The sequence below is a fragment of the Noviherbaspirillum album genome (genome assembly GCF_035916955.1).
Classification (GTDB): domain Bacteria; phylum Pseudomonadota; class Gammaproteobacteria; order Burkholderiales; family Burkholderiaceae_D; genus Noviherbaspirillum; species Noviherbaspirillum album.
Genome location: NZ_JAWIIV010000027.1, coordinates 28,868 through 50,417, shown reverse-complemented (window position 1 = coordinate 50,417; position 21,550 = coordinate 28,868). Strand labels below are relative to the sequence as shown.

General features: G+C 55.2%; 23 protein-coding genes. 20 read left to right on the top strand and 3 right to left on the bottom strand.

Features of this window, described 5'->3' with window-relative positions; all coding sequences use genetic code 11:
- The 20 genes from RY831_RS24075 to RY831_RS23985 all read left to right on the top strand — a co-directional run bounded on the left by RY831_RS24075 (nt 1) and on the right by RY831_RS23985 (nt 18,941).
- Nucleotides 1-3,105 (top strand): efflux RND transporter permease subunit, encoded by a 3,105-nt coding sequence (locus RY831_RS24075; protein WP_326508913.1) that lies wholly within the window; start codon nt 1-3, stop codon nt 3,103-3,105.
- Nucleotides 3,106-3,175: 70 nt separating this feature from the next.
- Entirely contained in the window at nt 3,176-3,562 is a 387-nt protein-coding gene (locus RY831_RS24070) for a flagellar basal body-associated FliL family protein (protein WP_326508912.1), read from the top strand.
- Between the two features lie 161 nt (nt 3,563-3,723).
- Nucleotides 3,724-3,849, top strand: coding sequence for a cation efflux transmembrane domain-containing protein (locus RY831_RS33270; protein ID WP_437126327.1), 126 nt, complete (start codon nt 3,724-3,726; stop codon nt 3,847-3,849).
- Between the two features lie 182 nt (nt 3,850-4,031).
- Nucleotides 4,032-5,525 carry a cation transporter gene (locus RY831_RS24065; RefSeq protein ID WP_326508911.1) on the top strand — a complete coding sequence of 498 codons (1,494 nt, stop codon included), beginning with the start codon at nt 4,032-4,034 and terminating at the stop codon, nt 5,523-5,525.
- Between the two features lie 10 nt (nt 5,526-5,535).
- A complete protein-coding gene (gene ribA / locus RY831_RS24060; RefSeq protein WP_326508910.1) occupies nt 5,536-6,177 on the top strand; it encodes a GTP cyclohydrolase II in 642 nt (213 codons plus the stop codon).
- Between the two features lie 73 nt (nt 6,178-6,250).
- On the top strand, nt 6,251-6,607 hold the full coding sequence (locus RY831_RS24055) for a hypothetical protein (protein ID WP_326508909.1): 357 nt from the start codon (nt 6,251-6,253) through the stop codon (nt 6,605-6,607).
- 630 nt (nt 6,608-7,237) lie between these two features.
- Nucleotides 7,238-7,906 carry a cytochrome c biogenesis heme-transporting ATPase CcmA gene (gene ccmA, locus RY831_RS24050; RefSeq protein ID WP_326508908.1) on the top strand — a complete coding sequence of 223 codons (669 nt, stop codon included), beginning with the start codon at nt 7,238-7,240 and terminating at the stop codon, nt 7,904-7,906.
- Nucleotides 7,903-8,586, top strand: coding sequence for a heme exporter protein CcmB (gene ccmB, locus RY831_RS24045; protein ID WP_326508907.1), 684 nt, complete (start codon nt 7,903-7,905; stop codon nt 8,584-8,586). The genes ccmA and ccmB overlap by 4 nt, the downstream gene beginning before the upstream one ends.
- Nucleotides 8,586-9,323 carry a heme ABC transporter permease CcmC gene (gene ccmC, locus RY831_RS24040; RefSeq protein ID WP_326508961.1) on the top strand — a complete coding sequence of 246 codons (738 nt, stop codon included), beginning with the start codon at nt 8,586-8,588 and terminating at the stop codon, nt 9,321-9,323. Before ccmB ends, ccmC begins: the two co-directional genes overlap by 1 nt.
- Nucleotides 9,320-9,514, top strand: coding sequence for a heme exporter protein CcmD (gene ccmD, locus RY831_RS24035; protein WP_326508906.1), 195 nt, complete (start codon nt 9,320-9,322; stop codon nt 9,512-9,514). The genes ccmC and ccmD overlap by 4 nt, the downstream gene beginning before the upstream one ends.
- Nucleotides 9,498-9,944 (top strand): cytochrome c maturation protein CcmE, encoded by a 447-nt coding sequence (gene ccmE / locus RY831_RS24030; protein ID WP_326508905.1) that lies wholly within the window; start codon nt 9,498-9,500, stop codon nt 9,942-9,944. Before ccmD ends, ccmE begins: the two co-directional genes overlap by 17 nt.
- Nucleotides 9,945-9,953: 9 nt before the next feature.
- Nucleotides 9,954-11,912 (top strand): heme lyase CcmF/NrfE family subunit, encoded by a 1,959-nt coding sequence (locus RY831_RS24025; protein ID WP_326508904.1) that lies wholly within the window; start codon nt 9,954-9,956, stop codon nt 11,910-11,912.
- Entirely contained in the window at nt 11,909-12,436 is a 528-nt protein-coding gene (locus RY831_RS24020; protein ID WP_437126323.1) for a DsbE family thiol:disulfide interchange protein, read from the top strand. The genes RY831_RS24025 and RY831_RS24020 overlap by 4 nt, the downstream gene beginning before the upstream one ends.
- Entirely contained in the window at nt 12,433-12,912 is a 480-nt protein-coding gene (locus tag RY831_RS24015) for a cytochrome c-type biogenesis protein (protein ID WP_326508903.1), read from the top strand. Before RY831_RS24020 ends, RY831_RS24015 begins: the two co-directional genes overlap by 4 nt.
- A complete protein-coding gene (gene ccmI, locus RY831_RS24010) occupies nt 12,909-13,760 on the top strand; it encodes a c-type cytochrome biogenesis protein CcmI (protein WP_326508902.1) in 852 nt (283 codons plus the stop codon). The genes RY831_RS24015 and ccmI overlap by 4 nt, the downstream gene beginning before the upstream one ends.
- Before the next feature lie 22 nt (nt 13,761-13,782).
- Entirely contained in the window at nt 13,783-14,388 is a 606-nt protein-coding gene (locus RY831_RS24005; protein WP_326508901.1) for a TlpA family protein disulfide reductase, read from the top strand.
- 42 nt (nt 14,389-14,430) lie between these two features.
- Complete coding sequence (locus RY831_RS24000) at nt 14,431-15,180, top strand: cytochrome c biogenesis CcdA family protein (RefSeq protein WP_326508900.1); 750 nt, start codon at nt 14,431-14,433, stop codon at nt 15,178-15,180.
- Between the two features lie 286 nt (nt 15,181-15,466).
- The gene (locus RY831_RS23995; protein ID WP_326508899.1) at nt 15,467-16,177 is read left to right on the top strand and encodes a thiol:disulfide interchange protein DsbA/DsbL; all 711 of its coding nucleotides are present in this window, start codon (nt 15,467-15,469) and stop codon (nt 16,175-16,177) included.
- A gap of 33 nt (nt 16,178-16,210) precedes the next feature.
- Nucleotides 16,211-17,647, top strand: coding sequence for a dihydrolipoyl dehydrogenase (gene lpdA / locus RY831_RS23990; RefSeq protein ID WP_326508898.1), 1,437 nt, complete (start codon nt 16,211-16,213; stop codon nt 17,645-17,647).
- A 271-nt stretch (nt 17,648-17,918) separates the two neighbouring features.
- Nucleotides 17,919-18,941, top strand: coding sequence for an arsenic resistance protein (locus RY831_RS23985; RefSeq protein WP_326508897.1), 1,023 nt, complete (start codon nt 17,919-17,921; stop codon nt 18,939-18,941).
- A gap of 170 nt (nt 18,942-19,111) precedes the next feature.
- Here RY831_RS23985 and RY831_RS23980 read toward each other — a convergent pair whose 3' ends face one another.
- The 3 genes from RY831_RS23980 to RY831_RS23970 form a co-directional block, all read right to left on the bottom strand.
- Nucleotides 19,112-19,975: a sterol desaturase family protein gene (locus tag RY831_RS23980; protein ID WP_326508896.1), complete on the bottom strand. Its 864-nt coding sequence runs from the start codon at nt 19,973-19,975 to the stop codon at nt 19,112-19,114.
- A gap of 149 nt (nt 19,976-20,124) precedes the next feature.
- Nucleotides 20,125-20,502 (bottom strand): hypothetical protein, encoded by a 378-nt coding sequence (locus tag RY831_RS23975; protein WP_326508895.1) that lies wholly within the window; start codon nt 20,500-20,502, stop codon nt 20,125-20,127.
- A 235-nt stretch (nt 20,503-20,737) separates the two neighbouring features.
- A complete protein-coding gene (locus tag RY831_RS23970; RefSeq protein ID WP_326508894.1) occupies nt 20,738-21,490 on the bottom strand; it encodes a helix-turn-helix domain-containing protein in 753 nt (250 codons plus the stop codon).
- Nucleotides 21,491-21,550 lie beyond the last annotated feature (60 nt).

The window sequence follows — 21,550 nt, the reverse complement described above, 5'->3', positions numbered from 1 at the left end:
ATGTTCAATTACCTTGTGAATGCAGGCCTGAGAAATCGCCTGTTTGTCCTAGCGTTGGCTGCCGTATTGATGGTCTATGGCGCTTATACGCTGGTGCGGATGCCGGTTGACGTATTCCCTGATTTGAACCGTCCGACGGTAACCCTGATGACCGAAGCCGGCGGTATGGCACCGGAGGAGGTCGAACAGCTTATTACGTTCCCGCTTGAGACGACAATGAACGGTATGCCTGGCGTCACTGCGGTTCGCTCAGTGTCGTCCGTCGGCTTGTCATTCGTCTATGTCCAGTTCGACTGGGGAATGGATATCTACCGGGCTCGCCAAATGGTGTCCGAACGACTGAATCTAGTCCGGGAGCAGATGCAGGAAGGGATTACGCCTTCAATGGGACCAATCTCGTCGGTGATGGGCGAAATCATGCTCATCGCAATCCCGATTGATCCGCAGAAGATTTCGCCCATGGCGACCCGCGAGTACGCAGATTTCGTGCTTCGGCCGCGTCTTCTGACAATACCCGGAATCGCGCAGGTCATTCCGATTGGAGGTGAAGTACGGCAGTACCAAGTCCAGCCTGACACGGCTCGAATGGCCAACCTTGGCATTACGGTCGAGCAGGTTGAAGCATCGCTGAAGGGTTTCGCGGCTAACACGAGTGGTGGATTTCTCGAGCTGAACGCTCGGGAGTACCTCATCCGCAATATTGGCCGTACCTCTCGGTTGGAGGACTTGCAGCGACTGCCACTCACCGCAAGGAATGGCCAATCGATTCTTTTGAAGCAAGTGGCAGATGTGACGTTCGCGCCGGCAATCAAGCGGGGCGACGCCGGCTACAACGGTAAGCCCGCCGTCATCTTGGGTGTACAGAAGCAGCCGGATGCTGACACGGTCAAGCTGACACTTCAGATAGAGGATGCACTGGTTGAGATGAAGAAAAGCCTGCCGCCCGGCATGGAGACTCCACAAGTCACCTTCCGGCAAGCGAATTTCATCGAGTCATCCATTGGCAACCTTCAGAGTAAGCTGATAACTGCTGCTGTTCTTGTTGCCGTCATCCTGTACTTCTTCCTCGGCAACTTCAGGACCACGCTGATTTCGCTGACCGCGATTCCGGTCTCGATACTAATTACGGTACTCGTTTTCAAGTACTTCGGGCTGTCCATCAATACGATGACGTTGGGCGGTCTGGCCATTGCCATTGGCGAGTTGGTTGACGACGCGGTAGTTGGTGTTGAAAACGTCCTTCGCAGGCTGAAGCTGGAGCGTGGGCATGCAAACCGGCTCAACCCAGTGGAACTGATAGCCAGAGCGACGCTGGAGGTACGGTCTGCAATTGTCGTTGCCACGGTCATCATTGTCCTGGTATTCGTTCCGCTGTTTTTCCTGCCTGGCATGGAGGGACGGTTGTTCGTGCCACTGGGTATCGCCTACATTGTCTCGATTCTGGCCTCGATGCTGGTGTCTGTCACGTTGACACCGGTTATGGCGTACTACCTGCTGCCGGGCATGAAGCAGCTGGACCATGGGGACCCGGCACTGGTGCGCTGGCTCAAGGAACGCTATTCGCGTGGACTAACTTGGGCTCTGGGACACGGAAAAGTGCTTCTAGCGGCTGCGGGCGTAGCCGTCGTCCTGGCCGTAGCAACCATTCCATTCTTCCCGACGACGTTCCTGCCGCCATTCAACGAAGGGTCGGTACTCATTGGCTTGCGACTGAATCCTGGTACTACGCTTGCCGAAACCGTCCGCCTTGCTAGCCAGGCGGAACGGCTTGTAAAGCAGGTTCCGGAGGTTGCGTACGTCGGAAGACGCTCGGGGCGTGCTGAGCTCGACGAACATGCGGAAGGCGTCCACGTATCCGAGCTCGACCTGAATCTGAAGCCGTCAGACCGAACTAAGGAGGAAATTTACGCCGATATCCGGAAGCGGCTCTCCACATTGCCCGCCGCGGTCAACATTGGTCAGCCTATCTCTCATCGTATCGACCACATGCTTTCCGGGGTACGTGCCCAAATCGCTATCAAGATTTTTGGCGATGACCTGGACACGCTCCGGGGTCAGGCCGAGGGGCTACGCGTGGCCCTCTCACGCATCCCCGGCATAGCCGACCTAGAAGTGGAAAAGCAGGTGCTGACGCCGGAAATCAAGGTACGTGTGGACTATGACCGGGCGGAGCAGTACGGCATCGCACCTTCCATGCTTACAGCAGAACTGCAGACCCTTATCGACGGAGAACGCATCACTCAGGTCATCGAAGGCAATCGACGCTTCAACCTGATGTTGCGTCTGCCTGAGACGGCTCGGTCAGTAGACGGTCTACGTCAACTGCTTATCGACACGCCAAATGGCCGCGTACCCCTGGAGAAGCTGGCGACCATCGAAGAATCGGACGGTCCGAATCAAATTTCTCGAGATGATGGGCGCCGTCGTATCGTCTTGTCAGCCAACGCTCAGGAACGCCCGCTATCTGAAATTGTTGCCGACATCCGCCAGGTTGTCGCGGAGACGAAGATGCCGGAAGGGTATTTCGTCACGATGGATGGGCAGTTTCAGGCACAGGAACAAGCAAGCCGCCTGATTTCGATGTTGTCGCTCATCTCGGCTGTGATGGTTTTTCTGGTGCTGTATTCCCGATACCGGTCTACCCAACTGACGCTGATGATTATGGCGAACATCCCTCTAGCACTCGTCGGGTCGGTAATTGGACTGTGGCTCTCCGGCCAACCGCTGTCAATTGCCGCGCTTATCGGTTTCATCACGCTGGCAGGCATCTCGACAAGGAACGGCATCCTGAAGGTCAGCCACTACATCAATCTCTGCGCTTTCGAGGGTGAATCCTTCGACAAGAAGATGATTGTTCGTGGTTCGCTCGAGCGCCTGACTCCGGTTCTGATGACCGCGCTCGTTGCTGCTTTTGCTCTCGCTCCGTTGCTGTTTGAAGCAGAAATGCCGGGCACCGAGGTCTTGCATCCAGTCGCGGTGGTGATTTTCTCTGGACTTATCAGTTCGACCATCCTCGATACGTTCTTGACGCCAGTGATGTTCTGGATGTTTGGCCGCAAGCCGACAGAAGCACTGGTCGCGGAAAGTGGAAAGGAAGCGTTCTAGTAAAAGGCCGCAGCGCGTGTGGAACACGCTGCGGCCAATCATGTTCTGTTCCACGTAGAAAGGGAAAACCATGAAAAAAGTATTTGCAGCAGCGCTCGCATCGATGTCCCTTCTGGTCTCTGTACCTTCGTTCGCACAAGGCGCCCATGCTGGCGAGAATCCGCAGTACGGTGGTGTGCTCGCCGAAGTCAAAGGCACGCAGTATGAACTCGTTGCCAAGCCAGACAACATTGCCATTTATATCGACGACCATGGGAAAAAAGTGAGCACCAAGGGTGCGTCTGCCAAGGTAACCTTGCTGAACGGGAGCGAAAAGTCGGAAGCGACCCTGATTCCCGCCGGTGAAAACAAGCTGGAGGCAAAGGGCACATACAAGGTCGAAAAAGGCACGAAGGTAGTAGCAGTTGTGACATTGGAAGGTAAACCAGCTCAAAGTGTTCGCTTCACAGTGAGATAAGGAGCGAAGCCTGTGTAGGCATTCTGCGCTGGCGCCTCCCCGCCTTGTAAGTCAGGGGAGGTGCCAACTCATCGGAGGGAAATATGGCTGGCGGACATTCACACGGTAATCATGACCATGGTCATGCACATGGAAGCAGCGGGAATTAGAGGACGGCTTTTCTGCTCGACCTTGCCTTCACGATTATCGAGGTGATTGGCGGGCTATACACAAACAGCATCGCAATTTTGAGTGATGCAGTACATGACTTGGGCGACTCGATGTCGCTCGGCTTGGTTACTCCGTAGGCTTTCGGAACGGCCTATTGCACCACATCACGGAGTCCGCAGGCACGTTTACGCGCTTGACTGCAGTTATACAAACGACTTCTTAGTTAGTAATGGCAACAAGAGCAGCGACTTTTCCAATATGTCACCATACCCTCCCTCCTTGGGACGATGCGGAGCCTTCAAGCTGTTGCTTTCCATCGATGACTTCGGCTGAACGTTCGGCATTTATGTTGGTTGTCATTGCGAAACCGAAACGAACGGGAACTAAGTGCGCGACAGGACTGATAAAGCTTACTCATGGTAATGATCGTAACGTCGAATTTTTCATTGACCTTAAAGCTGGTTCAAGGTTTATGCTCTCTGTATTTGGACAACCGGTCGCTAACAATATGGCTACAAGTTACAAGAGCGTATTGCAGAAAAGCACGTTCTCGATACCGAAAATGGATTGTCCTTCCGAGGAAAATCTGATCAGGATGGCGCTGGCACACCAGAGCGACATTCAATCTCTGACATTTGATTTGGGAAAGCGAGAACTGCAAGTGGTTCACTACGGTGCACCGGCGCCATTGTTACAACGGCTGGCATCGCTGAAATTGGGCGCAACACTTCGCGGATCGGAAAGCCAGCAGGAGTCTGGCAGTTCCGAGTATCAAGAAAGCATATTTTCGGTACCGAAGATGGATTGTGCGTCTGAGGAAAACTTGATACGCATGGCGCTTGGCGACATGCCCGGCGTGGACAGAATGAACTTCGACTTGACCAAGCGGGAATTAACGGTAACACATCAGGGGGCCGCGGAGGGCTTGCTAAGCCGTTTGCAGCCATTGAAATTGGGTGTGCGTTTGAAGGAAACCCGTGTCCTCCCGTCTACGGCGGATCGCCGCGCAGTCCTTCAGAGCACCTTTACGGTACCCAAGATGGACTGTCCATCGGAAGAGAACCTGATACGGATGGCATTAAATGACCTGCCCGATGTGCGCGCGCTTTCCTTCGATCTGTCGAAACGGCAGGTCAACGTCGAACACGAAGGCGATCCGCAAGCTATCCTGCAGCGACTTACCCCGCTTAATCTCGGGGCGGCCTTGTACGGATCGACGGCGATGCCATCTGCACGTACGGCGGTACCAACCAAGGATATGGAAGACGCCGCGGAAGCGCGTACCCTGCGTATGCTGCTAGCCATCAACGGGATCATGTTTTTCATCGAGCTGGCGTTGGGCCTGTTTGCTGAGTCGACAGGGTTGATAGCCGATTCTCTTGACATGTTTGCCGATGCTGCCGTTTACGGCCTTGCCCTCTACGCTGTTGGCAGGGCCGCCACGATGAAGGCCCGGGCCGCACATCTGGCAGGATGGTTACAGTTGCTCTTGGCAGTAGGTGCCCTGAGCGAGGTCGTACGACGGTTTTTCTTCGGTAGCGATCCGGAATCGGGGCTAATGATGGGCGTAGGTCTCGTCGCGCTTATTGCGAACGTGATTTGTCTTGCCCTGATCTCAAAGAAGCGGGACCGTGGGGCGCATATGACAGCAAGCTACATTTTTTCCGCCAACGACGTTATTGCAAATCTTGGCGTGATTGCTGCAGGCGTTATGGTCGCATGGTTCCAATCCCCGTATCCGGATCTTGTTATCGGCACCGTCATCGGCCTGATTGTAATGAACGGCGCCCGCAGGATCTTGCAACTGAGATGAGTGTAAGAATATGAATAGCATTCTAGCGCCACAAACAACCCAAGCCATCTCGGACGGCGTCGTCGAGCATAGCGTATCGGCGCGTCTGCCGACAAGGCATGGGGAGTTTGACATCCATGTGTTTCAGCTGGTCGGCGAGCCAGCAGAACACGTCGCAATAGTCAAAGGAGATCTGGATGGGCACGAGCGCTTGCTCGTGCGCGTGCATTCCGAATGCTTGACCGGCGACGTGTTGGGTTCGATACGCTGTGATTGCGGCAGCCAGCTCGATGCCGCACTGTCGCGCATTGCCGAAGCAGGGCAAGGGGTGGTCGTCTATCTGAGAGGACATGAAGGGCGCGGTATCGGCCTTGCCAATAAGATTCGTGCATACCAGTTGCAGGACAAGGGGCGAGATACGGTGGACGCCAACCTCGAGCTTGGCCTCCCGGTCGATGCCCGCGACTACCAAGTTGCTGCACATATTCTCCGTTATCTGGGCGTACGCTCGATACGGCTAATGACAAACAATCCGCACAAGGTGAAAGACTTGGCAAACTATGGCGTACAGGTCGACGAGCGCGTGCCTGTCCTCACGACACCTACCGGGCCTAACGCATCGTACCTGCGCACCAAACAGGATAAGCTTGGCCACTTGCTGGACCTCGCCTGAACGAGCGTAGTGTGTGCCGGTACCGTTCAAGCTTCTTGGTTGCAGCACGAGCCTATGGCACAATTGCGATGCGATGAAAAACCTGCTTCTTCTCTTTGCGTTTCTGATCTTCCCGCTCCAGACAACTTGGGCTGCGGTGGACGCCTATTGCCAGCAAGAGATTCCGATAAGCAGTCAGATGTGCATCGACTATACCGCACAAGCACACCAAGAATCGGACAACGAAGATAACAAGGCCGGACTTTCCTCGCTAACGACGGATGTCGATTGTACTAATTGCAATGCCGGCAGCACGGCGCTGTTTTCCATTTCTGGCAGATTGCCTTTATTCTCTGGTGGTTGCCCTCCTCACGCGTGGGAACAGCGACATGTTTTATCCGTGTTTATTGAGCGCCCTGAACGCCCTCAGTGGCTCATCTATTCGATCTGACTCGTATCGTCTGCCGGTACCGCTGTAAGGCAGGGCTGCGGTGATGTCCCATGTACTTGCCATGTAAGTGAACAGCCTTGCGCGTCATGCCAATCGTGAGCGCGTTCGCCATTACTGTAACGCCGTAGCATTGGCTACGACCATTGCTGCTTAACGGTGAAAGCAACCATGTACGACCTTACAGGACGCCGGATTCCACCTGCGTTTGCCGAATATTTTGCCTTTCTCATAGTTGTCGTCATATTCCTGGTTGGCATCGCGGCTCTGTGGAGTAGGGCGGGGCGCACGGAAACACGCAAACCGGACTCACGAAAACGCAACCTAGGCGCCGAAGCTAAACGCCGAAAGCGAAAAAAACGGCGGTGAAGCTCGAGCGTCACGTCGACAGATCGCCGGGCAGGATTGGCCACCTTTAGAGGTCGCTCAGTTCCGCGCATCCATACAAAACGCAACCGTAGTCATTCATGGCATCTATCAACACAACTTACGTGCGCGCGCCACGCGGCAAGTGCACGTCCTCTCCAGCACGTGTGGTCTGCATTAATGAGCAACTTCAGCATGTCGCAAGTGCGGGGAATTGCGTTCCTTATCCATGGATACCGATGAAATCGATGAAATGGGCGGACTGTCATGGCTAGTTATGCCGATACCACCCAATTACCCACCGATTCGACACAGCTGCCAATGCTGGTTGCAAGTGGATTGTCCTGTCAACGAGGCAAACGTCGCTTGTTTCAAGATCTGACATTGCGAGTGAGTGCTGGGACGGCGTTGCTGGTGCAGGGAGCTAATGGAAGCGGTAAGACGAGTCTGCTGCGCATGCTGGCGGGCCTGACGTGTCCCACCTCAGGTCAAGTGTACTGGAATGGCACGCCGATTCGCCAGCTAGGCGACGAGTACCGCGGTCAGCTCCTGTACTGTGGCCATCTCAATGGCTTGAAGGATGAATTGTCCGCCGAGGAGAACTTGATGACCGCTGCGGCGCTGAGCGGCCGTGCCGTCAGCACGACCATGGTGAGGAGCGCATTAAGAGACGTCGGCCTTGGCGGGTGGGAGTGTTTGTCTACGCGAGCGCTATCCCAGGGCCAAAAACGGCGGGTGATGCTTGCACGACTGCTGCTGGATCCGCGTCCATTATGGGTTCTCGATGAGCCGCTCACCGCACTTGATGCCGATGCCGTGACATGGCTGTCGCACGTCATTGATCTTCATCTTCAGCATGGCGGCGTTGCCGTACTGACGAGTCATCAGGACATTGCGTTGACCGGTTCCGTACAAACATGCCGGTTAGGCTCATGAATCAGGTAAGCATACTGATGTCTGTACGGGCGATCATTGAACGTGATCTGCGTCTCGCTGTACGGCGCAAGTCCGAAGCCGTGACCGGCCTGGCCTTTTATGTGGTTATTGCCAGCCTGTTTCCGCTAGGTATCGGACCGGAGGCTGACACGCTGAGGCAAATCGCTCCGGGTGTGCTTTGGGTAGCAGCGCTATTGGCCTCGCTGCTGTCGCTGAACCGGTTGTTTGAACAGGATTATCTCGACGGCACGCTCGAACAGATGTGCCTGACGGCAGTTCCATTGCCGGTTCTCGCTATCGGAAAGGTGACAGCCCACTGGTTGCTATTCGGGCTTCCGCTTACCGTGCTCGCCCCTTTCGTTGCACTGCAATTTGATATGCCTTCGCAGTCGATTGTCGTCCTGGCGCTGTCCTTGTTGCTTGGCACGCCCATCCTGAGCCTGTTGGGTGCGGTAGGCGCTGCACTGACACTCGGCTTGCGTGGAGGTGGCGTGCTGGTGGCGCTGCTGGTGCTGCCGCTCTGCATACCGGTACTGATATTTGGCGCTGGCGCCGTCGAAGCCCACTCCAACGGACTGGACGCAGGTGCGCACTTGTCTTTGCTCGGCGCCATCCTCATCGTGTCCGCATTTTTCTCACCACTCGTTACAACAATCGCACTCAGAATCGCCATCGAATGATGAACAGACCTTTCATAAACTGGTTTGCCTACGCATCGCCACGAACCTTTTATCCGCTGGCCGGGAAGCTTATCCCACTACTGTCGATGGCTGCGGCAGTATCTGCCGTTCTCGGGCTTTATGTCGGCTTCTTTGTTGCACCGACGGATGCGCAGCAAGGGGAAGGCTATCGGATTATCTTCTTTCATGTGCCTGCATCGTGGATGTCCATGTTCATCTACCTAGTCATGGCCGGTTGGGCAGCCGTAGGCTTGGCACTCAATAGCCGGTTATCAGGGATGATGGCTACCGCCTTAGCGCCGACGGGAGCCCTGTTCACCTTTCTTTCGTTGTGGACAGGTGCGCTATGGGGCAAGCCGATGTGGGGTGCCTGGTGGGTCTGGGATGCACGACTGACGTCGGAACTGATCCTGCTCTTTCTGTACATAGGCTTCATCGCATTGCAAGCGTCGATAGAGGATCCCCGTCGTGCCGACAAGGCGGGCGCGGTACTCGCCCTAGTTGGAGTCATCAATATTCCGATCATCTATTTCTCCGTGCAATGGTGGAACACGCTGCACCAGGGGGCATCAGTGTCCCTTACTAAGGCGCCCTCGATGGCTATGCCAATGCTTATCGGCATGCTGCTCATGGCCCTCGCCTGCTGGATGTACGCGGCGGCGGTAGCATTGGTACGGGTGCGTTGCATCATCGTCGAAAGAGAAGGGCATGCAGATTGGCTGGGGGCTCACCAATGAACTGGAATACAACTGGGGAATTTTTTGCGATGGGCGGCTATGGAGTCTACGTCTGGGGCTCGTTCATCGTCACAGCGCTTTGCATGATTGCCGAACCTCTCTTGCTTCGCCGGCGGCGGCGTGCCGCAATGACAAGCGTCCGGCAGGAAAGCACATTACATAAGGAGAGTTGCAATGAAAAATCGGCATAAGCGCGCAGCCATTATTGTCGGGGGCCTGGTGTCCTTGGCCGTGGCAGCGGCCTTGGTGCTCAACGCCTTCCAGAGCAATCTGGTATTTTTCTATACACCGACTCAAGTCAGCGCAGGCGAGGCTCCACAACAGCGAACTTTCCGCATCGGCGGCATGGTGCGCCCCGGCAGCGTCCAACGACAAGCCGATGGCCTCAGCGTGCAGTTTATCGTCACCGACACCGCTAAAGACATGCCCGTAATTTACACCGGCATTCTGCCGGATCTGTTCCGTGAGGGCAAAGGCGTCGTGGCCCAAGGCATGCTGGAAGCGAGTGGCGTGTTCCGGGCCAAGGAAGTGCTCGCGAAGCACGACGAGAACTATATGCCGCCTGAGGCACAGCACGCGCTCGATCAGGCCAACAAGGCCTCCACAATCGTCAACCCCTAGCGTGTCATCATGATTCCAGAAATTGGTCATTTTTCCCTTATTCTCACGTTGCTTGTGGCGCTATCCCAAGGGGTGCTCTGTCTCGTCGGCGCCGCCCGATCGCAAAGTGCCTGGATAGCCTACGCCCGGCCTTCGGCGCGCGTCCAGTTTTGGCTGGTATGCCTCAGCTTCGCATGTCTGACGTGGGCGTTCATCACCAAGGACTTTTCTGTTTCTTATGTCGCACACAATTCCAATTCGCAGTTGCCCCTCGTGTATCGGATGGCAGCTGTTTGGGGTGGACATGAAGGGTCGCTGCTGTTGTGGATGCTGATGCAGACCGGCTGGGCTTGCGCGGTAAGCGTGCTATCACGCCAGTTACCCGACGTGATGGTCGCACGGGTGCTGGGTGTGCTCGGCTTGATATCGGCTGGTTTCCTGCTATTTATTCTACTGTCCTCCAATCCTTTTGAACGCCTGCTGCCTGCCGCACTGGAAGGTCGGGACTTGAATCCGCTACTGCAGGACCCCGGGTTGATTTTCCATCCGCCGATGTTATACATGGGGTACGTCGGCTTCTCGGTGGTCTTTGCTTTTGCAATTGCGGCGTTGCTCACAGGTCAGTTGGATGCGGCGTGGGCGCGATGGTCGCGCCCCTGGGCGACCGCCGCCTGGGTCTGGCTTACCCTAGGCATCGCCCTGGGAAGTTTGTGGGCTTACTATGAATTAGGATGGGGAGGCTGGTGGTTCTGGGATCCTGTGGAGAACTCCTCCTTTATTCCCTGGCTGGTCGGTACGGCGCTGATTCATTCGCTGGCAGTGACTGAAAAGCGGGGCAGCTTCAAGAACTGGACAGTCCTTCTCGCCATCAGCACATTTTCCATGTCGCTAGTGGGCGCCTTTCTGGTGCGCTCAGGTGTATTGACCTCTGTTCATGCGTTTGCGACCGACCCGCGCCGGGGTGTTTTCATCCTGATCCTGTTGGGCATTGTCGTCGGCACCTCGCTTTTCCTGTTTGCGCTGCGTGCACCGAAAGTTGGCCTGGGTGGCCGCTTTCAGCTCCTGTCCCGCGAAACGCTCCTCTTGCTGAATAATGTGCTGTTATCGGTTGCGGCCGCTGCCGTCCTGCTTGGCACACTCTATCCACTTTTTATCGACGCGCTAGGCCTTGGAAAATTGTCGGTTGGTCCCCCGTACTTCAATACGGTATTCGTTCCGCTAATGGTGCCGACCTTGCTCCTGATCGCGTTTGGTCCGGTAGCGCATTGGAAAGCCGCCGAGTGGCGCAGCATGCTGACACAGTTGCGCTGGCCTGGCGCGGCTGCGTTGGTTGGTGGCGCCAGCCTGCCGTTTATGCTGGGTAGATGGTCAATCATGACTGCCATTGGTCTCGGGTTGGCGATCTGGATTGCCACGAGTGTCATTGCCGGTGTGGTCGGCCGCGTGCGTGCAACCCGTAGCAGCTTATGGAAGCAGCCGCTCAGCTGGCTTGGCATGCATCTCGCCCATTTTGGCATCGGCTGCTTTGTTGCAGGCGTGACACTTGTGACAAGCTATGAAACGGAAAAGGATGTGAAGATGGCCCCGGGCACTGTCATACAAGTAGGTGGCTATGACATCACGCTGCTTGGCGTACGGCAGGTCAATGGGACCAATTTTGTTGCCTCGGTCGGTGATGTCCTGTTGTCGAAAGACGGTCAGACTGTACGCATGCTCCATCCGGAAAAGCGAACCTACGCATCCTCCGCTATGCCGATGACCGAGGCGGCAATTGATGTCAACGGCTTAAGACACTTGTATGTGTCGCTTGGCGAGCCGCTCACGGAAGGCGCGTGGAGCGTGCGCGTTCATCACAAGCCGTTTATCGATTGGATCTGGGGCGGTTGTGTGCTCATGGCGCTAGGTGGCTTGCTTGCCGTACTCGACCGGCGCTACCGATTGAAAGTTCAGGCGCGGTCTGCCGCGTTTGCAGCCGCGGGAGCGACATGATGAACCGCTTCATGTGGCCGTTGGCGGGCTTCATCGTGCTCGTTACCTTCTTTGCAGTGGGCCTGACCTTGAAACCTGGCGAGGTCCCATCACCGCTAGTCAACAAGCCGGCGCCTGAATTTGAGCTGACGCGCCTTGCTACACCGGATCAGACCTTTACGCCATCCGCCATGCGCGGCAAAGTGTGGCTGCTCAACGTGTGGGGGTCATGGTGCGCGGCCTGCCTTCAAGAACATCCTGTATTGCTTGATCTGGCTCGCGGCGAAGAAATCGACATCGTGGGACTAAACTACAAGGATGCACGTGATGATGCGCTTGAATGGCTCAAGCGCCATGGAAACCCATATGTACTTTCGGTTGCTGACACCCAGGGACGCGTAGGCATTGACTATGGCGTCTACGGTGTGCCTGAAACATTCGTGATCGACGCTGCGGGGGTGATCCGGTTCAAGTATATCGGCCCGATCACTGCCGAGACAGTACGCAGCCACTTATTGCCCCTAATAAAGGAGCTTCGGCAATGAAATGTTTAGGCAAATTGCTGCTGCTTTGCGCATTCATCATGCCTGCCTGGGCCGGTATGGCCGCGGTAGAGCAGGGACAAGACTTCGTAGCCGAGCAACGTCTTGCCGATATCGCGACCGAACTGCGTTGTCTTGTTTGCCAGAACGAATCCATTGCAGGCTCACGAGCCGATCTGGCAGTCGATCTGCGGCGCCAGATCCGCGAACAGATTGCAGCTGGCAAAAGCAATCAGGATATCCTGACCTATATGGTTGATCGGTACGGCGATTTCGTGCGTTACAGGCCACCCTTGAAACCCATTACCTGGCTGCTGTGGTTTGGACCGGCAATTCTGTTGGTGGCCAGCAGCCTGGCGTTGATAATGTATCTGCGCCGGCGTAACCAACGCATCCCCCGTGATCCCTTGAGCGAACAAGACGTGCAGCATGCCAAGGCGTTGCTGCAGCCTACCGGAGACCGTGACCTATCATCATGAATATTCAATTCTTGCTCATTGCGACAGCACTAGTAGCTGGAGTCGTACTGCGCTTGTTCCCGGTACTCTGGCGGGTGCCGGCTGACGGTAGCGTCGAACGAAATGCCGTCAATACTGCAGTCCTACGTAATCAGCTTGCAGAGCTGGAAAGGGATCGGGACAGCGGCATGCTGACGCCAGAAAACTATGAAGAGGCGAAGCGCGAGTTACATCGCCGCGTGCTGGAGGAGACAGGCACGCTCCCCATCACGGTGCAGCGTACGTACCGCGCAAAGGGGGCAGCCGTAGCGCTCGCCGCCGTGCTGCCGCTGGCCGCATTCACACTCTATGCATTGACCGGAACACCCAATGCGCTGCAATCCGGAACGCAGCGTCCGCCACCCGTGTCGCGCGCCGACATAGAAGCAATGGTGGCGACACTGGAGGGCAAACTGCAACGCAATCCAGGCGACCCGAACGGGTGGATCATGCTGGCGCGCTCCTATCGGGTGATGGGCCGTCATGAGGACGCCGCAGCTGCCTTTTCGAGAGCCGGAAAGGCTATTGATGACAACCCTCAGTTGCTCGCTGAATACGCAGAAACACTTGCTATCAATAGCGATGGTAACTTGAGCGGTAAGCCGACCGAGCTGGCTGAGAAAGCACTAAGGCTGGAGCCGACCCATGCATTTTCTCTCGCACTGGCAGGCTCCGCCGCGTTCGCACGCGCCGACTATGCAGCAGCGATCGATTACTGGCAGAGGTTACATGCGCAGCTGCCTCCAGGGTCGGATGAGGCGCGTACGATTGAAGACGGCATCCAACAGGCACGGGCTGCAAAGAAGGTTCCTGGCGAGCCACCACGATAACGAACACTGAACGAGTGCTGGTATGAGAAGACTTGGAAAAAAGAGCTTGCTGAGCCTGGCTGCTCTTGTGGGTATTTCGGCAGGCTTGACGGTGGCACTGCGATACGAGGCCACGACGAGCGAGGTCAAAAGCAACGAAGCGAGTGAAACCATCAAAATTGGAGAGCAACGGTTTTTGCGTTGGGCGACTCCCCGGGAGATCCCAAACATTTCCTTTCTCAACGATGCCGGCAAGACCTTGTCTCTTATGGATTTCCGTGGCCGGGTTGTGCTGCTCAATGTCTGGGCAACCTGGTGTCCACCTTGCCGTGAAGAAATGCCTTCGCTCGATCGCCTGAATGCAGAGCGTGGCGGACCTTCGTTCGAAGTTGTCGCCTTGTCCATCGATCGCGACACAGCTCTCGTGGGACCGTTTTACCGGGAGATCGGGGTCAAGACGCTGAAAGGATATTTTGACTCGAATGCCCGTGCATCCGCGGCACTCGGTGCGTTCGCAGTCCCGGCGACCTTGTTGATTGACCGGCAGGGTCGGGAAGTCGGCCGCGCCCTTGGTCCTGCTGAATGGGACAGTGCCGAAGTGAAAGCGCTGATTGACGAGCTGACTAACGTGTCACCCATGAAAAACTAACTGGAGGACTAAGAATGGAAGGCATCATTTCTGGAGCGGCTCATGTTGCTTGAATTTTCAATAGCGGGCTTGCTGACGGCATTTGTCGGTGGCATTGCGTCGTTTCTGTCGCCGTGTGTGCTTCCGTTAGTACCTGGCTATCTGTCTTATATCGCTGGCGGAACAGTTCCGATAGCCCATGCTGGGCAGAGCGGGGCGACTGCAAGTTGGCGGGCATTGGGCCTGAGTGGATGCTTTGTCGCCGGATTCTCGATCGTCTTTATTGCACTCGGGGCCAGTGTCACGACGATCGGGCGCCTGTTCCTCGCCTATCGCTATGAATTGAATATTATCGCCGGAATCGCAATTGCAGCAGCCGGTCTGGTAGTCATGGGGGCGGTAAAAGCCCCTATTTGGGTTCAGCGCTATTACCGCTTCAATCCATCCGTCAACGGTGGTCGTCCCTTGCCAGCACTATTTCTGGGCATGGCATTCGGGTTCGGTTGGACACCATGTATTGGTCCGGTGCTTGGGGGAATCCTAGCGCTTGGCGCGACTAGCAGCAGTGTGAGTAGCGGCATGCTTCTGCTTAGCGTCTATGCGCTTGGCTTAGGGGTCCCATTTCTACTGGCCGCGTTATTTATGACCACTTTCACCAAGCGGCTAGGGTCATTGCGGCGAGCGGGGCGCATATTGCAGATTGTTACCGGCATCATCATGGTAGTGATGGGGATCGCGGTAGCGAGCGGTCAATTAATGCGTTTCGCCGTATGGCTACTCAAGACTTTTCCCGTACTTGGAGGGATAGGATAGCGGCCCCCCTTTCCGAGATGCGGTATTTTTCGCGCATGAAGACGATAAGAATCGCGTCGGCAACGATCCCTATAACCTTTGACTAGTCCTTGACCTTATGCCAGCTACAACGTTTACGATGGTGGGTTCGCGACAAGGTTTGGCTGGTTACTTGCTACCCTAACGCAGGCTATTGGACTGTTTTTCCTGGCATAAAGCCATTATCCAATGGCGTTTAAGTATTGCACAAACATGTTGGTTGCTAACCATTCCGTCCCGACGTCATTATTCATGCAAAGGAGTTTCCATGGGCTTACTTCGTAATCTGCTTGCTGTCCTCGCCTGCTCAATCATGGCAATACCTGTTCACGCCGCACCTGCCAACCCGCAGCAGGGGACCGACTACCGCGTTCTGCCAAAGGCACAGCTTATTGATTCTGGCAATAAAGTGGAGGTGACAGAATTTTTCTGGTATTCGTGTCCGCACTGCAACGAATTCGATGAACCCCTCACTGCATGGGCAAGAAAGAATGCGGACCAGATTGTGTTCAAACGCGTGCCGGTCGCTTTCCGTGATTCTTTCGTACCTCAGCAAAAGTTGTATTACACCTTGGAGGGCATGGGTAAGCTCGATCAGTTGCATGGCAAGGTCTTCCAAGCCATTCACGTTGAGCGCAACCGGCTGGACACGGACGCCAAGGTTGCAGAATGGGCAGTCAAGCAGGGCCTTGATAAACAAAAATTTATGGACTTGTACAGCTCGTTCGGGGTGCAAGCCAAGGTCAGTCGTGCGACACAAATGCAGAATGCGTATGGAGTTGATGGTGTGCCATTAATCGCTATCGGTGGTCAATACCTGACTTCTCCGTCGATTGTTGGAGCCGGCCTGCGCAACCAGCCTGAATCGGCACTGCATGCGGCGACGTTCCAGGTCATGGACTGGTTGGTGACCCAGGCTGCAAAAAACAGCAATAGTACGCTCGCACCTGCTGGTGGGGTAGGGAACAAGAAGCCGTAGGGCATGTACGAATATTGAACAGGACAGAACCACATGGAAAACCAGTTTGATATAGCAATCATTGGGGCCGGTTCGGGAGGGTATATTGCTGCCATACGCGCTGGTCAGCTGGGATTGAAGGTGGCGTGCATTGAGGCCAACCCCTATGCCGATCCGAACGGTGATCCCCGTCCGGGTGGCACATGCCTAAACGTCGGTTGCATTCCGTCGAAGGCCTTGCTCGCGTCGAGCGAGGAATACGAAAAAATTGTCCATCATGTAGCTGCCCATGGGATTTCGGTCAACGGGGTCTCGATGGATGTGGAGAAAATGGTAGAGCGCAAGGCGGGTATCGTTACCAAAATGACGAAGGGAATCGAATTCCTGTTTCGAAAAAATAAGGTGACGTTTATCAAGGCCCACGCCAGGTTCAGTGCGAAAACTGACGCTGGCTTTCGGATCGAAGTGCGGGGCAAGCGGTTCGATGACGTGATTAACGCAAAAAATGTCATTATTGCGACCGGATCCAAAGCGCGTCACTTGCCCGGGATTCCAGTCGATAATGTGACGATCTGTGACAATGCGGGGGCGCTCGATTTTACCGAGGTCCCCAAGCGACTTGGTGTCATCGGCGCGGGGGTGATTGGACTCGAACTTGGATCGGTGTGGCGGCGTCTTGGCGCTGACGTGACCGTCCTCGAAGCCATGGCAGATTTCCTTCCCGGCTGTGATGCAGCGGTGTCCAAGGAGCTGTTTAAGATCCTAGGCAACCAAGGGTTGAAGTTTGAACTCGGTGCAAAGATTGGCGAAGTCACAACAGGAAACAACTCCGTTCAGGTCACTTACACGGACCGTGAAGGCCAGCAGCGGGCTTTCCAATGCGACAAGCTCGTGGTGGCTATCGGCCGCGTGCCGAACACGGAAAATTTGAATCTTGGCGCGATTGGCCTGAAAGTCAATGCACGCGGGTTCATCGATGTCGATGCGCACTGCAAGACTGCGCTACCCAATGTGTATGCCATTGGTGACGTCGTGCGTGGCCCCATGCTGGCTCACAAGGCTGAAGATGAAGGCGTGATGGTGGCCGAAATCATAGCGGGTCAGGCCGGCCATGTGAACTACGGCGCCATCCCGTCGATCATCTATACCAGCCCTGAAGTCGCATGGGTGGGCAAGACCGAACAGGAACTCAAAATGGAAGGCGTCTCTTACAAGGCGGGACAATTCCCGTTCACCGCCAACGGAAGAGCACTCGGAAACGGTGACGTGCAAGGTTTCGTCAAGGTTTTGGCCGACACGAAGACCGATCGGGTACTTGGCGTACACATCGTCAGTACCTACGCTTCCGAAATGATCGGGGAGGCCGTGATGGCGATGGAATTTGTTGCGTCATCTGAAGACATCGGCCGGATTTCCCACGCTCATCCAACGCTCTATGAGGCGATCAGGGAAGCGGCACTCGCGGTCGATAACCGGGCATTGAACATGTGAACCTTCCCCGAGCCGGTTTGAAACGGTCGCGCGGACAAGGACATAAATGAGTGTTCTTCGTCCGCCACGGTCACTTGACGCATGGCGACGAGTCTACCGAGGCAAAATGTGGCTATCTGTCGCTGATGCAGTGTTTTATGTGGTGCATACCGCCTGTCGTACTGCGGTGGCCCGCCAAGGGCAAGAAGCAGTGGGTAAGATATAAGGGCTAATCTGAGCCGCTTCAACGATGAGGCGTCGTGATGCACACTTTGCCCTTGCATCGATGGCCATGACCGAAGCGATCGTCTTTGCGGCGTTAACGAGATACAGAAATAGCATGAAAGAGCTCCTCGAGAAGCAGCAAGTCGGTATTTATCTTGCGTCAGTGGTCTTGGCCATGCTGACAGCATCGCTGCTACCTGGCACTACCGTGTTCGAAAACGCCATTAATCCCGCTCTCGCTGTTATGTTGTTTGTAACGTTCCTGCAGGTACCCTTGGCCGATCTTGGCCGTGCCTTTGCCCATGCCCGGTTTCTTGCTGCACTGCTCACGACGAACTTTTTGGCGATTCCCTTTCTCGTAGTGACCATGATGCAGTTCCTGCCATCTGAACCTTTGGTGCGCCTCGGCGTGCTGCTGGTTCTACTGACGCCTTGCATTGATTACGTGGTGACATTCTCCCAACTAGGACGAGCCGATGCCCGCCTGCTGCTGGCGGCAACACCGGCACTTCTTGTGATGCAAATGGCATTGCTACCAATCTATCTCGGTTTGTTCCTCGGCGCCGAAGCTGCAGCATTGGTCCAGCCTGGTCCCTTCGTTCATGCCTTCATCTGGCTGATTGCTGTTCCGCTTGTACTCGCCGGCGTCATGCAAATTTGGGCAACTCGACACTGGACTGGGCAACGAGTGGGAATGGCATTAAGCTTCTTGCCGGTGCCGGCCACAGCGCTTGTGTTATTCATTGTTGTTGCATCGGTGTTACCACAGCTTGGCTCCGCGACCGAGGTGGCGTTGATCGTAATGCCGTTCTACATTGTCTTTGCGGTGCTCGCTCCCTTGATCGGGTGGGGCATCGCCTGGCTTTTCCGTCTAGATTCAATCACCGGGCGTGCTGTTTCCTTTAGTGCAGGAACGCGTAATTCACTCGTCGTTTTGCCGCTTGCGTTAGCTGTGCCCGGGGCCATACCTGTTTTGCCAGCAATCGTTGTCACGCAAACATTGGTAGAGCTGATGAGCGAGCTGATTTATGTACGGTTGATTGCAAGACTTGGCCGCATTGATCACGCAGAGACACGGCCAGCCCCTTAAATAAGCCGGCGCTGGCCGTCGTACCACGTCATCATTGCGAGCGGGGTATTTGGAAAGGGTTAGGGGAGTAACAAGCAGAGATTGCTGTGCGCATCATCATTCGTTATTCAATACATTGATATTGATGCTGCTCCTCACGTCGCCTTGGTTTGACAATTCCAGTGGGCGTGTCACATCGCATCGCGCGCTGCATGTGGTCGTATAAACGGCCGCAGTAACTGCCCCTGATACGTGGCAGGGGCATTGGGATCATGTACTCCGATCTCGTCAAATCCAAGCCGCCGTACTGGGTTGTGATACGTACCAAATAAGTGGTCCCATATCATCAGCATCTCGCCGAAATTGACCTGCGCGTCTTCGTACTCTTTCTTATGATGCCATCGGTGCGTTTCAGCAACGCCGAGAGCATGTCGGAAGATGCCGACAGAGTAGTCGAGATTGGCATGCTGGAATGCGAGATGAACAGAGAGAATCGCCAAACCAGCCGCTATGATATTAGGCGGCGCGCCCGCGAGGAGGATGAAGAGCAAGCCGGGTGAGGCCATCATTACCGCATGGAGCGGATGTCGCCGTTCCCCATTCAGCCAGTAAAGCCGCATACTGCTGTGATGCGCCTCATGGAAGCGCCATAGATATTCGTGACGGTGGCTAAGCCAATGCATGAAGAACAATCCAAAGTCGATGATGATCATCGCAATTGGTATTTGGACCCAGACCGGCCATGACACCGGCCACGCGCTGCCAGTGGCAGCCAACGAACGCAATACTGATAACAACTCGATACTGACAAAGAGTACGGTCGCATTCACTACGAAATGAATGCGGTCGGTACGACTGTCTTTGTGATCCACCAGCCACGCACGCTCATAGGGTTGAATGCGTTCCAGAACGGCGACACAGGCGATGCCAAGCAGGGCTAGGGCGGGTACCCAAGGCCAATAGGACAGCCCGGTTGCAATCGCATACGTAATGCCAATGCCGATGGCAACCATGATCACGGGATAACTCAGCCAGCGAATCGTCAAATATTTCATTGTTTACCCTTATCAGTACACGACAAGGGTAAACCGCATTCAGATCAATATCTTGAACGAAAGAGCTAATTGTCGGGGAAGACCGCTTCCCGATCCCGATTCATTTTGTCCCCGGCTCTTGCATCGCTGTGAAGTCCTGCCATAAAGGCCTAGCGTTTGACGCAGATTAGATAAAGATAGCTGCCGACAAGAAGGGAAAGCATCGCACATGCAAACGCGAATCCAACGCCGGCAACCATGCAAGTAATCGTCGCGAACAGGTGTGCCCAGCTATCAGCTACGGTCATCGCCATCAGCGCTGAGAGAAGGTGCATTATCTGCATCATGCAGACGCTAATCCCTATCCACTTCAGGATATAGAAGGGAAGTCGGTGACGGCAGGAACGGTTGTATCGATAATTGGCCGCACGCTGCTCCGGCGTGCCATATGCTGCGTTGCGAAAAAGCCAGAATGGCACGGCCATGCGCCAGAAACACTGTATCAACGCGGTAAGCCTGGCTATGATCGATTGACGAACTAATCCCATCACATGTCCTTTCACGACCGCCGGCACATGCGAGCCAAATATAAAATGCTATCCGATTTTGGAAGCAAGCCGGTATCTAATTTTTAGACGTCAGCTTCCCTAGAACGTGCGGGCAGCAATAGTGGGAATCAGCTTCGTCGATGATGACCAAAAGCTCTTGCAAACGGATGATGGAGTCATTGTAAAACAAAGGTCCACTATAAATGGACTCTGCAGGTTGGTGTTGGTGCGGCTGCTAGCTGACGACCCCACTACTAGCCTCCGCATGCAGCGACACTTGCTGCAACGCAGCCATGGGACTGATGCCGAACATTTGCCGGAAGGTTCGGGAAAAATGCGCCGAATCTGCAAACCCTGCGGCGTGTGCGGCCTCTGTCAAATGCCCGGTCTGTGCCACGTTGTTGAGGGCCAGAAGCAGTCGGAGCCACTTCCGATACCCCCGAAGCGGCATGCCAGCTTGGGCGACGAACCAATGTGAAAAGCGGCTAGGGGAGAGATTGACCATTGCCGCGAGTGCGTCCCGATTTACATCGATGCCAGAGCCTAGTGACGCTTCCAGCTTGGCCACAATTGCCACAAGCCGTTCGTCGACCGTTGAAGGCGCAGTTGTGCTGAATGAACCGGTTAATGCCTGCTGTAGGAATGCTTGCGACTGGGCCGCAGTCAGAAGCTTTTTGCAGTATGGCGCAGGGAGTGCTTTTGGCAGCGGGCCTGCTTCAGCAAATAGTGCACGTCCAGACGCGCTGGTCGGATCGAGGTAAATAAGCAATACTTTTTGCGGTGCCAATTGGTGACGTATATTGGCTGGAATCACAATGCCAGCGCCCCGCAGACGGCTGGCAGCCAATGTTACCTCGACTTCACCTTCGAGAGCGATTGCGACTTGATGTGCATAATGCGCATGAAGAGCATTGTCTCCAGCGTTGCCACGAAATACGCCAAGTCCTGGACGAAGCCAGGCGCTTCCGGTCCAATTCATTTTGGCCATGTCCAGTCATCCAATCTTAACCAAGCCGTTAGCTCATTTTTTCGGTTCACCGACGCAGTA